Origin of the sequence: Streptomyces sp. PTY087I2, from assembly GCF_001687325.1 — a bacterium.
In the GTDB taxonomy this organism is placed as follows: domain Bacteria; phylum Actinomycetota; class Actinomycetes; order Streptomycetales; family Streptomycetaceae; genus Streptomyces.
Genome location: NZ_LZRD01000013.1, coordinates 56,961 through 72,690 on the forward strand (window position 1 = coordinate 56,961; position 15,730 = coordinate 72,690).

Annotated in this window: 10 protein-coding genes; 1 reads left to right on the forward strand and 9 read right to left on the reverse strand. The window is 66.4% G+C overall.

Features of this window, described 5'->3' with window-relative positions; translation table 11 throughout:
* Positions 1 to 104: 104 nt before the first annotated feature.
* From tuf to rpsL, 4 genes are all read right to left on the reverse strand, one after another.
* Positions 105 to 1,298 carry an elongation factor Tu gene (gene tuf / locus A3Q37_RS16295; RefSeq protein ID WP_003966968.1) on the reverse strand — a complete coding sequence of 398 codons (1,194 nt, stop codon included), beginning with the start codon at positions 1,296 to 1,298 and terminating at the stop codon, positions 105 to 107.
* Positions 1,299 to 1,456: 158 nt separating this feature from the next.
* Positions 1,457 to 3,586 (reverse strand): elongation factor G, encoded by a 2,130-nt coding sequence (fusA, locus tag A3Q37_RS16300; RefSeq protein ID WP_065484990.1) that lies wholly within the window; start codon positions 3,584 to 3,586, stop codon positions 1,457 to 1,459.
* A gap of 38 nt (positions 3,587 to 3,624) precedes the next feature.
* A complete protein-coding gene (gene rpsG / locus A3Q37_RS16305; RefSeq protein WP_003966970.1) occupies positions 3,625 to 4,095 on the reverse strand; it encodes a 30S ribosomal protein S7 in 471 nt (156 codons plus the stop codon).
* A 2-nt stretch (positions 4,096 to 4,097) separates the two neighbouring features.
* Complete coding sequence (gene rpsL, locus A3Q37_RS16310; RefSeq protein ID WP_003948652.1) at positions 4,098 to 4,469, reverse strand: 30S ribosomal protein S12; 372 nt, start codon at positions 4,467 to 4,469, stop codon at positions 4,098 to 4,100.
* 445 nt (positions 4,470 to 4,914) lie between these two features.
* Here rpsL and A3Q37_RS16315 point away from each other — a divergent pair, with 445 nt between their 5' ends.
* Positions 4,915 to 5,187 (forward strand): hypothetical protein, encoded by a 273-nt coding sequence (locus tag A3Q37_RS16315; RefSeq protein WP_065484992.1) that lies wholly within the window; start codon positions 4,915 to 4,917, stop codon positions 5,185 to 5,187.
* 100 nt (positions 5,188 to 5,287) lie between these two features.
* On the opposite strand, the gene A3Q37_RS16320 is transcribed toward A3Q37_RS16315, so the two are convergent.
* The 5 genes from A3Q37_RS16320 to A3Q37_RS16340 form a co-directional block, all read right to left on the reverse strand.
* On the reverse strand, positions 5,288 to 9,187 hold the full coding sequence (locus A3Q37_RS16320; protein WP_006126878.1) for a DNA-directed RNA polymerase subunit beta': 3,900 nt from the start codon (positions 9,185 to 9,187) through the stop codon (positions 5,288 to 5,290).
* A 98-nt stretch (positions 9,188 to 9,285) separates the two neighbouring features.
* Positions 9,286 to 12,771, reverse strand: coding sequence for a DNA-directed RNA polymerase subunit beta (gene rpoB, locus A3Q37_RS16325; RefSeq protein ID WP_065484994.1), 3,486 nt, complete (start codon positions 12,769 to 12,771; stop codon positions 9,286 to 9,288).
* A gap of 617 nt (positions 12,772 to 13,388) precedes the next feature.
* Complete coding sequence (rplL, locus tag A3Q37_RS16330; protein WP_065484998.1) at positions 13,389 to 13,772, reverse strand: 50S ribosomal protein L7/L12; 384 nt, start codon at positions 13,770 to 13,772, stop codon at positions 13,389 to 13,391.
* Positions 13,773 to 13,856: 84 nt separating this feature from the next.
* The gene (rplJ, locus tag A3Q37_RS16335; RefSeq protein ID WP_006126875.1) at positions 13,857 to 14,414 is read right to left on the reverse strand and encodes a 50S ribosomal protein L10; all 558 of its coding nucleotides are present in this window, start codon (positions 14,412 to 14,414) and stop codon (positions 13,857 to 13,859) included.
* Positions 14,415 to 14,686: 272 nt separating this feature from the next.
* Positions 14,687 to 15,592 carry a hypothetical protein gene (locus A3Q37_RS16340; protein ID WP_065485000.1) on the reverse strand — a complete coding sequence of 302 codons (906 nt, stop codon included), beginning with the start codon at positions 15,590 to 15,592 and terminating at the stop codon, positions 14,687 to 14,689.
* Positions 15,593 to 15,730: the final 138 nt, after the last annotated feature.

Sequence of the window (15,730 nt, forward strand, 5' to 3'; positions counted from 1 at the left end):
ACGCCTACGGCTTCCGGGAAAGGCGAAGGGCCCCGCACCTCTTCCGAGGTGCGGGGCCCTTCGTGCGGCTCAGTGAGCCACCAGGTCCAAGGACCAAGCAGAAACTACTTGATGATCTTGGTGACCTGGCCGGCGCCCACGGTCCGGCCACCCTCACGGATGGCGAACTTCAGGCCCTCTTCCATGGCGACCGGCTGGATCAGCGCGACGTCCATGAGGGTGTTGTCACCCGGCATGACCATCTCGGTGCCCTCGGGAAGGGTCACAACGCCCGTCACGTCCGTGGTACGGAAGTAGAACTGCGGGCGGTAGTTGTTGAAGAACGGGGTGTGACGGCCACCCTCGTCCTTCGACAGGATGTAGGACTGCGCCTGGAACTCGGTGTGCGGGGTGACCGAGCCGGGCTTGATGATGACCTGGCCGCGCTCGACGTCCTCGCGCTTGATGCCACGGAGGAGCAGACCGACGTTCTCACCGGCCTGGCCCTCGTCGAGCAGCTTGCGGAACATCTCGATGCCGGTGACCGTGGTGGTGGTCTTCTCGGTCTTGATACCGACGATGTCGACGGTCTCGTTGACCTTCAGGACACCACGCTCGATGCGGCCGGTGACGACCGTACCGCGACCGGTGATCGTGAAGACGTCCTCGATCGGCATGAGGAACGGCTTCTCGACGTCACGCTCGGGCTGCGGGATGGCCTCGTCGACAGCCTTCATCAGGTTGAGGACGGACTCGCCCCACTCCTTGTCGCCCTCGAGCGCCTTGAGCGCCGAGACCTTGACGACCGGAACGTCGTCGCCCGGGAACTCGTACTCGGAGAGGAGCTCACGGACCTCGAGCTCGACGAGCTCCAGGATCTCCTCGTCGTCCACCATGTCGGCCTTGTTCAGGGCGACGACGATGTAGGGGACGCCGACCTGGCGGGCCAGGAGCACGTGCTCCTTGGTCTGCGGCATCGGGCCGTCGGTGGCGGCGACCACGAGGATGGCGCCGTCCATCTGCGCGGCACCCGTGATCATGTTCTTGATGTAGTCCGCGTGACCCGGGCAGTCGACGTGCGCGTAGTGACGCGACTCCGTCTGGTACTCGACGTGCGCGATGGAGATGGTGATACCGCGCTGGCGCTCTTCGGGAGCCTTGTCGATCTGGTCGAAGGCCGAGGCCTCGTTCAGGTCCGGGTACGCGTCGTGCAGCACCTTGGTAATGGCGGCCGTGAGGGTCGTCTTACCGTGGTCGATGTGACCGATGGTGCCGATGTTGACGTGGGGCTTAGTCCGCTCGAACTTTGCCTTCGCCACTGGGGTCCTCCTGAGTGGTTCTGTACGCCTTGCTTCATCGGCGCCAGGGTGATCTTTGCTGGGGTGCCGGGGCCGGGGGCATGCGGCACAGTGCTGACGCGCTGTGCCGCATGCCCACCGGGCTCCGGTGACAAGCCTAAAGCGTGAGCTCGGGAGAGTTACTCGCCCTTGGCCTTCGCGATGATCTCCTCGGCGACGTTCCGCGGAACCTCGGCGTAGGAGTCGAACTGCATCGAGTAGCTTGCGCGACCCGAGGTCTTGCTGCGGAGGTCTCCGACGTAGCCGAACATCTCCGAGAGGGGCACGAGGCCCTTCACGACGCGAGCGCCGCTGCGCTCCTCCATGGCCTGGATCTGGCCACGGCGGGAGTTGAGGTCGCCGATGACATCGCCCATGTAGTCCTCGGGCGTGGTGACCTCGACGGCCATCATCGGCTCCAGGAGCACGGGAGAGGCCTTGCGGGCACCCTCCTTGAACGCCTGCGAACCGGCGATCTTGAAGGCGAGCTCCGAGGAGTCGACCTCGTGGTAACCACCGTCGAGAAGGGTGACGCGGACGCCGACCATCTCGTAACCGGCCAGGATGCCGAACTGCATGGCTTCCTGAGCACCCGCGTCCACCGAGGGAATGTACTCACGGGGGATGCGGCCACCGGTGACCTTGTTGACGAACTCGTACGAGGCGTCGCCGCCCTCGATCGGCTCGATCGCGATCTGCACCTTCGCGAACTGGCCGGTACCACCAGTCTGCTTCTTGTGCGTGAAGTCGATCCGCTCGACGGCCTTGCGGATCGTCTCGCGGTACGCGACCTGGGGCTTGCCGACGTTCGCCTCGACGCGGAACTCGCGCTTCATGCGGTCGACGAGCACCTCGAGGTGAAGCTCGCCCATACCACCGATGATGGTCTGGCCGGTCTCCTCGTCGGAGTGCACCTGGAAGGAGGGGTCCTCCTCCGAGAGACGCTGGATGGCGACACCCAGCTTCTCCTGGTCACCCTTGGACTTGGGCTCGATGGCGACCTGAATGACCGGCGCCGGGAAGTCCATGGACTCCAGGATGACCGGGTTCTTGTCGTCACACAGCGTCTCACCGGTGGTGGTCTGCTTCAGGCCCATGACGGCGATGATGTCGCCCGCGCCCACCGACTGGATCTCCTCACGCTTGTTCGCGTGCATACGGTAGATCTTGCCGATGCGCTCCTTCTTGCCCTTGACGGAGTTCAGCACCGCGGTGCCGGCCTCCAGGCGACCGGAGTAGATCCGGACGAAGGTGAGCTTGCCGAGGTGCGGGTCGCTCGCGATCTTGAACGCCAGGCCGGAGAACGGCTCGTCGTCCGAGGGCTTGCGCTTGATGACCAGCTCCGGGTCCTTGACGTCGTGGCCCTCGATGGCCTCGACGTCCAGGGGGGAGGGCAGGTAGCGCACGACCGCGTCGAGCAGGGGCTGGACGCCCTTGTTCTTGAACGCGGTGCCACAGAACACGGGGGTGACGGTGACGGAGTCGGCGCCACCCTTCGACGCCAGGGTGATGCGGCGGATCGCCTCGTGCAGCTGCTCCTGGGTGGGCTCGTTGCCCTCCAGGTACAGCTCCATCATGGCGTCGTCGTTCTCGGCCACGGCCTCCAGGAGCTTGCCGCGCCACTCGGCGGCGGACTCCTTGAGGTTGTCCGGGATCTCGACGACGTTGTACATCTCGCCCTTGGCGGCCTCTTCGGGGTACACGAAGGCCTTCATCGACACGAGGTCGACAACGCCCGTGAAGTCCGCTTCGGCGCCGATGGGGAGCTGCATGACGATCGGGGTCGCGCCGAGGCGGTCCACGATCATCTCGACGCAGCGGAAGAAGTCCGCACCGGTGCGGTCGAGCTTGTTGACGAAGCAGATACGCGGCACGCCGTAGCGGTCCGCCTGACGCCAGACGGTCTCGGACTGCGGCTCGACGCCCGCGACACCGTCGAACACGGTGACGGCGCCGTCGAGGACGCGGAGCGAACGCTCCACCTCGACGGTGAAGTCGACGTGACCCGGGGTGTCGATGATGTTGATGGTGTGGTCAACATTGTTGAGCGGCCAGTGGCAGGTCGTCGCGGCGGACGTGATCGTGATGCCGCGCTCCTGCTCCTGCTCCATCCAGTCCATCGTGGCAGCGCCGTCGTGGACTTCACCGATCTTGTAGCTCACACCGGTGTAGAAGAGGATCCGCTCAGTGGTGGTCGTCTTGCCCGCGTCGATGTGGGCCATGATCCCAATGTTGCGGACCTTGGCCAGGTCAAGCGAAGTGGTGGCCATAAGGCTCAGTCTTCTCTCGGTCTCGATGGGGGTAGCGACTACCAGCGGTAGTGCGCGAAGGCCTTGTTGGACTCGGCCATCTTGTGGGTGTCCTCACGCTTCTTGACCGAAGCGCCGAGGCCGTTGGAGGCGTCGAGCAGTTCGTTCATGAGGCGCTCGGTCATGGTCTTCTCGCGGCGGGCGCGGGAGTAACCGACGAGCCAGCGCAGAGCGAGGGTGGAGGCGCGACCGGGCTTGACCTCGATCGGCACCTGGTAGGTGGCGCCACCGACACGGCGGGACTTGACCTCGAGCGAGGGCTTGACGTTCTCAAGCGCGCGCTTCAGCGTGATGACCGGGTCGTTGCCGGTCTTCTCGCGGAGGCCTTCCATGGCGCCGTACACGATCCGCTCGGCGGTGGAACGCTTGCCGTCGAGGAGGATCTTGTTGATCAGCGAGGTGACAAGAGGAGAGCTGTAGACCGGGTCGATGATGACCGGGCGCTTCGGGGCGGGGCCCTTACGAGGCATTCTTACTTCTCCTTCTTGGCGCCGTAGCGGCTGCGGGCCTGCTTGCGGTTCTTGACACCCTGGGTGTCGAGCGAACCGCGGATGATCTTGTAACGAACACCCGGCAGGTCCTTCACACGGCCACCACGCACGAGCACGATGGAGTGCTCCTGCAAGTTGTGTCCCTCACCCGGGATGTAGGCCGTGACCTCGATGCCGGAGGTCAGACGCACACGCGCGACCTTACGGAGGGCCGAGTTCGGCTTCTTCGGGGTGGTCGTGAACACACGCGTGCAGACACCGCGACGCTGGGGCGAACCCTCGAGCGCGGGCGTCTTGTTCTTCTCGACCTTGTCCTGCCGGCCCTTCCGGACCAGCTGCTGGATCGTAGGCACTACTTCTCCGGTTTCTGTGTGCCGTTCGTGAAACTAACCTGGAACATCGCCGACCCACGCGGTCGGGTGTGTCGAATACTGCGGACTCCCGCCCTGGGGCAGAAGGGGCGCAGATTGCGGTGGCCACTGACGGACTCGCGCTGCGGTTGAGGACACGCACACGAGCCCAGGCACACCCCAGGCACAAGGCTTGAGCGTACCTACCTCACGGAGCTGGGTCAAAACAAATGCTGTCCACGCCCGCGGGGCGGGGCCGCCGACCACCGGCGACGGGCCGGAACGCCTGACCGTACGCCGTCCGTGTCGCTGCCGGATCCCGGCAATCAGGCGGCGTGAACACAGCGTCATCGCCCCCTGACCTCCGTACCCCGTCATGCCGGATCCTGTCCTCAGCCGACCAGACCGACCGGTCCCCCGGGACCGGCCCGGCCCCAGGAGGTCCCCCGTGACAGCCGACAACCGTCACCCCGTGCCCCCGGCACCGAGCGCACTCGACACCGACGTCAGCCTGGCCGTCATCGAATACGGTGACGCCGCTTCCGCCTACGCCCCGGCCATGACCGCCCCCGGCCTGCCGCAGTCCGTCGTCGACGACTACGCGATCGTCGTGGACGTCCTGGCCCTCGCCCGCCGGGTCCCGCTGCCCGACGTGCCCCCTCTGCTGGCCGTGGGCACCCGGGCCCTGCTCCGGGTCCACCACGCCCTGCTGGGCCGATAGAGACCGCCCCGGAGCCCCGGGACGGCACAACGCCGGAGGGCGGCCACCCCGATACGTACGGGGTGACCGCCCTCCGGTCGTTCAAGCGACAGCCGCTCGCTTACTGGTTGTACGGACCGTAGTCGTAGTCCTCCAGCGGAACGGCCTGGCCGGAGCCGGTGCCGAACGGCGAGTAGTCGATGTCGTCGTAGCCGACGGCCGAGTACATCGCGGCCTTGGCCTCCTCGGTCGGCTCGACCCGGATGTTGCGGTAGCGGGACAGGCCCGTACCGGCCGGGATGAGCTTACCGATGATGACGTTCTCCTTGAGGCCGATCAGGGAGTCCGACTTGGCGTTGATCGCCGCGTCGGTGAGGACCCTGGTCGTCTCCTGGAAGGACGCCGCCGACAGCCACGACTCGGTGGCGAGCGAGGCCTTGGTGATACCCATCAGCTGCGGACGGCCGGAGGCGGGGTGACCGCCCTCGGTGACCACACGACGGTTCTCGGTCTCGAACTTCGACCGCTCGACCAGCTCGCCCGGAAGCAGCTCCGCGTCGCCGGACTCGATGATCGTCACGCGGCGGAGCATCTGCCGGATGATGATCTCGATGTGCTTGTCGTGGATCGACACGCCCTGCGAGTTGTAGACCTTCTGGACTTCGCCGACCAGGTGGACCTGGACGGCACGCTGGCCGAGGATGCGCAGCACGTCGTGCGGGTTGGTCGCACCGACGGTGAGCTTCTGGCCCACCTCGACCGCGTCGCCCTCGCCCACCAGGAGGCGGGCACGCTTCGAGATCGGGAACGCCGTCTCGTCGCTGCCGTCGTCCGGGGTGACGACGAGCTTCTTGGTCTTCTCGGTCTCCTCGATCCGCACGCGGCCCTTGGCCTCGGAGATCGGGGCGACACCCTTCGGCGTACGGGCCTCGAAGAGCTCGACGACACGGGGCAGACCCTGGGTGATGTCGTCACCGGCCACACCACCGGTGTGGAAGGTACGCATCGTCAGCTGGGTACCGGGCTCACCGATGGACTGGGCGGCGATGATGCCGACCGCCTCACCGATGTCGACCAGCTTGCCGGTGGCGAGCGAGCGTCCGTAGCAGAAGGCACAGGTGCCGACCGCGGACTCACAGGTCAGGACCGAGCGGGTCTTGACCTCCTCGACGCCGGCGCCCACCAGGGCGTCGATCAGGACGTCACCGAGGTCGACGTTGGCAGGCGCGATGACCTTGCCGTCCACCACGACGTCCTCGGCGAGCATGCGGGCGTAGACCGAGGTCTCGACGTCGTCCGTCTTGCGGAGCACGCCGTCGGCGCCCTTGACCGCGATCTTCAGCTTCAGGCCGCGGTCGGTGCCGCAGTCCTCCTCGCGGATGATCACGTCCTGCGAGACGTCCACCAGACGACGGGTCAGGTAACCCGAGTCGGCGGTACGCAGGGCGGTGTCCGCCAGACCCTTACGGGCACCGTGCGTGGAGATGAAGTACTCCAGAACGGTGAGGCCCTCGCGGAAGGACGCCTTGATGGGACGGGGAATCGTCTCGTTCTTGGCGTTCGACACCAGACCACGCATACCCGCGATCTGACGCATCTGCATCATGTTTCCTCGGGCACCCGAGTCGACCATCATGAAGATGGGGTTCGTCTTCGGGAAGTTCGCGTTCATCGCCTCGGCGACCTCGTTGGTCGCCTTGGTCCAGATCGCGATGAGCTCCTGCGTGCGCTCGTCCTTGGTGATCAGACCGCGCTCGTACTGCTTCTGGACCTTCTCGTCCTGCTCCTCGTAGCCCTTGACGATGGCCTTCTTGGCCTCGGGCACGACGACGTCGGAGATGGCCACGGTGACGCCCGAACGGGTCGCCCAGTGGAAGCCCGCCGCCTTCAGGTTGTCGAGCGTCGCCGCCACAATGACCTTGGGGTAGCGCTCGGCCAGGTCGTTGACGATCTCGGAGAGCTGCTTCTTGCCCACCGAGTAGTCGACGAACGGGTAGTCCTCGGGCAGCAGCTCGTTGAAGAGCGCACGGCCCAGGGTGGTCCGCAGCCGGAAGGTGTCACCGGGCTGGTACTCCGGCTCGCCCTCCTCGGCGACCGGCGGCACCCAGCCACGCGGCGGCATGGTGCCGACCGGGAAGCGGATGTCGACCTTCGCCTGGAGCGACAGCTCGCGGGCGTCGAAGGCCATGGTGGCCTCGGCCGTGGAGCCGAACGCGCGGTCCGCGCCCTTGACGTCGCGGCCCTCGTCGTCCGTGGTGAGGAAGAAGAGGCCCAGCACCATGTCCTGGGTCGGCATGGTGACGGGACGGCCGTCGGCCGGCTTCAGGATGTTGTTCGAGGACAGCATCAGGATGCGGGCCTCGGCCTGCGCCTCCGCGGAGAGCGGCAGGTGCACGGCCATCTGGTCACCGTCGAAGTCCGCGTTGAACGCGGTGCAGACGAGCGGGTGGATCTGGATGGCCTTGCCCTCGACCAGCTGCGGCTCGAAGGCCTGGATGCCGAGGCGGTGCAGGGTGGGCGCACGGTTCAGCAGCACCGGGTGCTCGGCGATGACCTCTTCGAGGACGTCGTACACGACGGTGCGGCCACGCTCGACCATGCGCTTGGCCGACTTGATGTTCTGCGCGTGGTTCAGGTCCACCAGGCGCTTCATCACGAACGGCTTGAAGAGCTCCAGCGCCATCGCCTTCGGCAGACCGCACTGGTGCAGCTTGAGCTGCGGACCGACGACGATCACGGAACGCGCGGAGTAGTCCACGCGCTTGCCGAGGAGGTTCTGACGGAAACGGCCCTGCTTGCCCTTGAGCATGTCGCTCAGGGACTTCAGCGGGCGGTTGCCGGGACCGGTGACCGGACGGCCGCGACGGCCGTTGTCGAACAGCGCGTCGACGGCCTCCTGGAGCATGCGCTTCTCGTTGTTCACGATGATCTCGGGCGCACCGAGGTCGAGAAGGCGCTTCAGGCGGTTGTTGCGGTTGATCACACGGCGGTACAGGTCGTTCAGGTCGGAGGTCGCGAAGCGGCCACCGTCCAGCTGCACCATCGGACGCAGGTCCGGCGGGATGACCGGCACGCAGTCCAGCACCATGCCCTTGGGCTTGTTGCTGGTCTGAAGGAACGCGGAGACGACCTTGAGGCGCTTGAGCGCACGGGTCTTCTTCTGGCCCTTGCCGGTACGGATGATCTCGCGGAGGCGCTCGGCCTCCTCGTCGAGGTCGAAGGACTCCAGGCGCTTCTGGAGCGCGGCGGCGCCCATGCAGCCGTCGAAGTACGTGCCGAAGCGGTCACGCAGCTCGCGGTAGAGCAGCTCGTCGCCCTCCAGGTCCTGGACCTTGAGGTTCTTGAACCGGCTCCACACCTCGTCGAGGCGGTCGATCTCGCGCTGCGCACGGTCGCGCAGCTGCTTCATCTCACGCTCGGCGCCTTCGCGCACCTTGCGGCGCACGTCGGCCTTGGCGCCTTCGGCCTCCAGCTCGGCCAGGTCGGTCTCGAGCTTCTTGGCCCGGGCCTCCAGGTCGGCGTCGCGGCGGTTCTCGGTCTGCTGACGCTCGACGGAGACGTGGGCCTCCAGGGACGGCAGGTCGCGGGTACGACGCTCCTCGTCCACGAACGTGATCATGTACGCGGCGAAGTAGATGACCTTTTCCAGGTCCTTCGGCGCGAGGTCCAGCAGGTATCCGAGGCGCGAGGGAACGCCCTTGAAGTACCAGATGTGGGTGACGGGAGCGGCAAGCTCGATGTGGCCCATCCGCTCACGACGCACCTTGGCGCGAGTGACCTCGACGCCGCAGCGCTCGCAGATGATGCCCTTGAAGCGGACACGCTTGTACTTGCCGCAGTAGCACTCCCAGTCCCGGGTCGGACCGAAGATCTTCTCGCAGAAGAGTCCGTCCTTTTCGGGCTTGAGCGTGCGGTAGTTGATGGTCTCCGGCTTCTTGACTTCGCCGTGCGACCAGGTCCGGATGTCGTCCGCGGTGGCAAGGCCGATCCGCAGCTCGTCGAAGAAGTTGACGTCGAGCACTTGTCGTCAATCCCTCTTTCGGGGTCTCGTCTCAATCAATGGTCTGAACGGGTCCGGGGAGGGCCGGCCGCCTCGGGGTGAGGCGGCCGGCCGGCCCGTCAGACCTCTTCGACGCTGCTCGGCTCGCGCCGGGACAGGTCGATACCGAGCTCCTCCGCCGCGCGGAAGACGTCCTCGTCCGTGTCGCGCATCTCGATGGACATGCCGTCCGAGGACAGCACCTCCACGTTGAGGCAGAGCGACTGCATTTCCTTGATGAGCACCTTGAAGGACTCGGGAATGCCGGGCTCGGGGATGTTCTCGCCCTTGACGATGGCCTCGTAGACCTTCACGCGGCCGGTCACGTCGTCGGACTTGATCGTCAGGAGCTCCTGGAGGGCGTACGCGGCGCCGTAAGCCTCAAGGGCCCACACCTCCATCTCACCGAAGCGCTGACCACCGAACTGCGCCTTACCACCCAGCGGCTGCTGCGTGATCATGGAGTACGGGCCGGTCGAACGCGCGTGGAGCTTGTCGTCGACCAGGTGGTGCAGCTTGAGGATGTACATGAACCCGACCGAGACCGGGTCCGGGAACGGCTCGCCGGAGCGGCCGTCGAACAGCTGGGCCTTGCCGGAGGGCTGGACCAGGCGGTCGCCGTCGCGGTTGGGGATCGTGGCCTCGAAGAGACCGGAGATCTCGTCCTCGCGCGCACCGTCGAAGACGGGCGTGGCAACGTTGGTGCCGGGGGCGACCTGGTCGGCGCCGATGGCCTGGAGGCGCTTGGCCCACTCGTCACCGAGGCCGGAGACGTCCCAGCCGCGGCTGGCGAGCCAGCCGAGGTGGATCTCCAGGACCTGTCCCGGGTTCATTCGGGACGGGACACCCAGCGGGTTGAGGATGATGTCGACCGGGGTGCCGTCCTCCAGGAACGGCATGTCCTCGATCGGCAGGATCTTGGAGATGACGCCCTTGTTGCCGTGACGGCCGGCGAGCTTGTCACCGTCGGTGATCTTGCGCTTCTGCGCGACGTAGACGCGGACCAGCTGGTTCACGCCCGGCGGCAGCTCGTCGCCCTCTTCGCGGTCGAAGACGCGGACGCCGATGACCTTGCCGATCTCACCGTGCGGCACCTTCAGCGAGGTGTCGCGCACCTCGCGCGCCTTCTCACCGAAGATCGCGCGGAGCAGGCGCTCCTCGGGGGTCAGCTCGGTCTCACCCTTGGGCGTGACCTTGCCGACGAGGATGTCACCGGCGACGACCTCGGCACCGATCCGGATGATGCCGCGCTCGTCGAGGTCGGCGAGGACCTCTTCGGAGACGTTCGGGATGTCCCGGGTGATCTCCTCCGGGCCGAGCTTGGTGTCACGGGCGTCGACCTCGTGCTCCTCGATGTGGATCGAGGAGAGGACGTCGTCCTGCACGAGGCGCTGCGACAGGATGATCGCGTCCTCGTAGTTGTGACCCTCCCACGGCATGAACGCCACGAGCAGGTTCTTGCCGAGGGCCATCTCACCGTTCTCGGTGGCGGGTCCGTCGGCGAGCACCTGGTCGGCCACGATCCGGTCGCCCTCGGAGACGACGACCTTCTGGTTGACCGAGGTGCCCTGGTTGGAGCGCATGAACTTGGCGATGCGGTACGTGGTGTACGTGCCGTCGTCGTTCGTGACGGTGATGTAGTCCGCGGAGACCTCCTGGACCACACCGTCCTTCTCGGCCTTGAGGACGTCACCGGCGTCGGTGGCGCAGCGGTACTCCATGCCGGTGCCGACGAGCGGGGCCTCCGACTTAATCAGCGGCACCGCCTGACGCATCATGTTCGCGCCCATGAGGGCACGGTTGGCGTCGTCGTGCTCCAGGAAGGGGATCATCGCGGTGGCGACGGACACCATCTGGCGCGGCGAGACGTCCATGTAGTCGACCTCGGACGCGGGGACGTAGTCGACCTCTCCCCCACGGCGGCGGACCAGGACGCGCGGCTCGGTGAAGCGCAGCTCGTCGTTGAGGGTCGCGTTCGCCTGGGCGATGACGAAGCGGTCCTCCTCGTCGGCGGTGATGTAGTCGACGTCGTCGGTGACCTGGCCGTCGACGACCTTGCGGTACGGCGTCTCGATGAAGCCGAACGCGTTGACGCGGCCGTACGAGGCGAGCGAACCGATCAGACCGATGTTCGGGCCTTCGGGGGTCTCGATCGGGCACATGCGTCCGTAGTGGGACGGGTGCACGTCTCGGACCTCGAAGCCGGCCCGCTCACGGGAGAGACCACCCGGGCCAAGGGCCGACAGGCGGCGCTTGTGGGTGAGACCCGACAGCGGGTTGTTCTGGTCCATGAACTGCGACAGCTGGCTGGTGCCGAAGAACTCCTTGATGGAGGCGACGACCGGCCGGATGTTGATCAGGGTCTGCGGCGTGATCGCCTCGACGTCCTGGGTGGTCATGCGCTCGCGCACGACGCGCTCCATCCGCGCCAGGCCCGTACGGACCTGGTTCTGGATGAGCTCGCCGACGTTGCGCAGACGACGGTTGCCGAAGTGGTCGATGTCGTCGGTCTCGACGACGATCTCCCGGCCGGACTCGCCGATCGTCTCGGTCTCACCGGCGTGCAGCTTGACCAGGTACTTGATGGTCGCGATGACGTCGTCGGTGGTGAGCACCCCGGCGTCCAGCGGCTCATCGGCGCCGAGCTTCTTGTTCACCTTGTAGCGGCCGACCTTCGCGAGGTCGTAGCGCTTCGGGTTGAAGTAGAGGTTCTCGAGCAGCGTCTGAGCGGCCTCGCGGGTCGGCGGCTCGCCCGGACGCAGCTTGCGGTAGATGTCGAGCAGTGCGTCGTCCTGGCCCTGGGTGTGGTCCTTCTCCAGGGTGGCGCGCATGGACTCGTACTCGCCGAACTCCTCGAGGATCTGCTCGGTGGTCCAGCCGAGAGCCTTCAGGAGGACGGTGACGGACTGCTTGCGCTTGCGGTCGATGCGGACACCGACCATGTCGCGCTTGTCGATCTCCATCTCCAGCCAGGCACCCCGGGAGGGGATGATCTTGGCCGAGAAGATGTCCTTGTCGGACGTCTTGTCGATGGAGGAGTCGAAGTAGACACCCGGCGAGCGGACCAGCTGCGACACGACGACACGCTCGGTGCCGTTGATGACGAAGGTGCCCTTGTTGGTCATGAGCGGGAAGTCGCCCATGAAGACCGTCTGGGACTTGATCTCGCCGGTCTCGTTGTTGGTGAACTCGGCCGTGACGAAGAGCGGCGCGGCGAACGTGAAGTCGCGCTCCTTGCACTCGTCGATCGAGTTCTTCGGGGGCTCGAAGCGGTGGTCGCGGAACGTAAGCGACATCGACCCGGAGAAGTCCTCGATCGGAGAGATCTCCTCGAAGATCTCCTCGAGGCCGGACTTGGTGGGGACGTCTTGTCCACTGTCCAGAGCAGCCTCGACGCGAGCCTTCCAGGCGGCGTTGCCGAGGAGCCAGTCAAAGCTCTCGGTCTGCAGCGCGAGGAGGTTCGGAACCTCGAGGGGCTCCTTGATCTTTGCAAAAGAGATGCGCAGCGGGGCGGTGCTGGCACCGTTGTTCGTATTCGCGGTCGAGGCGTTGCGCGAGGCGGCCAAGAGGGGGTCCTTCCGAGGGCTCGGACTCACTACGCGCGTACCGGTCCCACTCTGGACACAAAGACAGGCCGTTCCGAATCGGTCGCAAACGACCAGGTCGGAGGGGGTCGGTCATCGGTGCTTCAGCGTGGGCATGCCCCTGGTGACGGGCAGGAGGCAGCTAACAGGCAGCGCAAAGGGTCAGTGTAGCCAAGTGGCACACTGATGTCCAGTCGGGGTTCTCAGAGACCCACGTTGCTCGCAACAGCTGTTCTCAACACCTATGTCTTGCCCTCGCGCGGGGTGCGCGCTTCTTTACTTCCCGCTTCACTCTCGATCCATGCCTCGGATACGGATCGAAGTGATGACGCGTCCTGAGAATTGCGCGCCGCGTCCGGTTCGTCAAGGCCCGCCGGTCCGATCGGACCCGCCAGGAGCCTTCACCGGCCACCCCCGGGAACCCGCGGGACGCCCTGGAGGGGCCCGCGGGAGGCGCACGGCGAAGATCACCCTACTCGTCACCGGCGGAAGAGCAAGGCACCCGCCCCGGGCACGCCGAAGGGCGACCACCCGGATGGGTGATCGCCCTTGGCGCGGGCACGTGACGTGCCCAGGGAGTCCCGAGGACTCCCGAGGTGTTACTTGACCTCGACGGAAGCGCCGGCGGCCTTGAGGGACTCGGCAGCCTTGTCGGCGGCCTCCTTGGCGACCTTCTCGAGGACCGGCTTCGGGGTGCCGTCGACGAGGTCCTTGGCCTCCTTCAGACCCAGCGAGGTCAGCTCACGCACGACCTTGATGACCTGGATCTTCTTCTCGCCGGCGCCGGTGAGGATGACGTCGAACTCGTCCTGCTCGACAGCGGCCTCGGCCGGGGCGCCGCCCTGGGCGGGACCGGCGACGGCGACGGCCGCAGCGGCGGTGACGTCGAACTTCTCCTCGAAGGCCTTCACGAACTCGGAGAGCTCGATGAGGGTCATCTCTTCGAACTGCGCGAGCAGGTCGTCCTGGGACAGCTTCGCCATGACAGGCGTCCTTCCACTATTCGGCAGGTGCCGGATGTATATGTCGGCGGGCGTACGTGGAGCCCGCTGGACCGCTGAGCGTGATTACTCGGCGGCCTCGGCGGGAGCCGGAGTACCGGCACCGCCCTGCTCTTCCTTCTTGGCGCGAAGAGCTTCCGCAGTGCGGACGAACTTGGAGGGCAGGGCCTGGAAGACCTGCGCCGCCTGCGTCTGCTTGCCCTTGAAAGCACCGGCCAGCTTGGAGAGCAGAACCTCGCGGGACTCGAGGTCCGCGAGCTTCTTGATCTCATCGGCGGACAGCGCCTTACCGTCAAGGACACCGCCCTTGATGATGAGGTTGGGGTTGTCCTTGGCGAAGTCACGAAGACCCTTCGCCGACTCCACCGGGTCACCGGTGACGAAGGCAACCGCCGTCGGACCCGAGAACAGGTCGTCCAGCGCGTCGATCCCGGCCTCGTTGGCCGCAATCTTGGTCAGCGTGTTCTTCACCACGGCGTACTGGGCGTTCTCACCGAGCGAACGGCGCAGCTCCTTGAGCTGTGCCACGGTGAGACCCCGGTACTCGGTCAGCACGGCGGCGTTCGAGCTGCGGAACTGGTCCGTCAGCTCGGCTACCGCGGCAGCCTTGTCGGGCCTTGCCATGAGCGTCGGCCTCCTTCCGGGTGATGAGGACCGCTCAGAAGGGGCCGGGAAAGACGAAACGCCCCAGCACAAGTGCCAGGGCGCGGCTCGACCGAACAGAGTCCGGGAGCGTTCCACAGTCACCTGCGCAGGTCGTCCGATCTAGCGGAACCTTCGGTCACCGTCCCCTTCAGAGGCACAGCGACGACCAGCGGTCTTTGGCTTCCTGGTGAGGGTACGCGACCGGACGGGCGACGGGCAAATCCGTCCCTGTTCGTCCCGTGGAAGAGGTATCAGGAGGCTCCGCCCGGGGCAGTGCCCTGCTTCAGCAACTCCTTGAAGTCCACCGTGTCCGAGGCCGCCGGCCTCTCCGCGGGGACCTCGGTGCCGTAGTCGCTGTAGAAGAGGGTCGAGTTGAACGTGCCGGTCTTCATCTCGCCGCGCTCGGTCTTCTTCACCAGCAGGTCGTTCTCGTCGACCCAGATGTCGACGGTCTGGGTGGTCACCCCGGCCAGCGCCAGCTGCTCCTTGAACGCGGCCAGCTGCTCCGCGTCCAGGCTGCTGTTCTTCGCGGTCAGCTCGGCCACATCGACCGTGCCGGAGTAGTGCGTCGCGGAGACCCCGCGGACATCCTCCTGGCCGACCTTCTTCACGTCGCCGGAGGCCAGGAGGGCCTTCACGCCCTCCTCGGGCGTGCTGTTGCGGATCTGGTCCTTCATGACGTCGCCGGAGGCCCCGCCCAGCTCGGCGAGGTCCTTGTAGGCGTACCGGATCCAGTTCTTGCCGCCGGTTTCGGCCGCCATACCGGCGCCCATGTTGGCGTAGTACTCGTCCTTGAAGTAGCGCGCCTGGACCGATCCGTCGCCGCCGGCCTTCTTCAGGGCCTCGCCGATGGTGCCGCCGGTGTACGTGATGGTGAGCGCGCCCGAGAGTCCGTCGGCCCAGCCGATGGCCCCGGACTGCTTCATGGACATCGTGCTGCCCATCTCGGTGGTGCCCTCGACCTTCGCGGACTGCGCGCCGCCGGTCTTCTGCCGCACCTGCTTCAGCGCGGCCACGGAGCTCGCCTCGGCGGCGGCGTCGCCCTTGCCCTTCGCGGAGCCGCCGGCGCCGTCGGAGCCACTACAGGCCGCCATCGACGTCAGTGCCGCCGCGGCGGCGAGAGCCGTACCCAGGCGTCGTGCCGTGCTCGTCCTCATGGTGTCGGTCCACCCCTCGTCTCGTCCTCGTCCCCAGCGCAACAGTGGCACAGGGCACTGACAGGCGTGGGGCCTTACGGATACGAGGACGGGCCCCGCACCTCGAAAGGTTGCGGGGCCCGTTCACACAGTGCACGC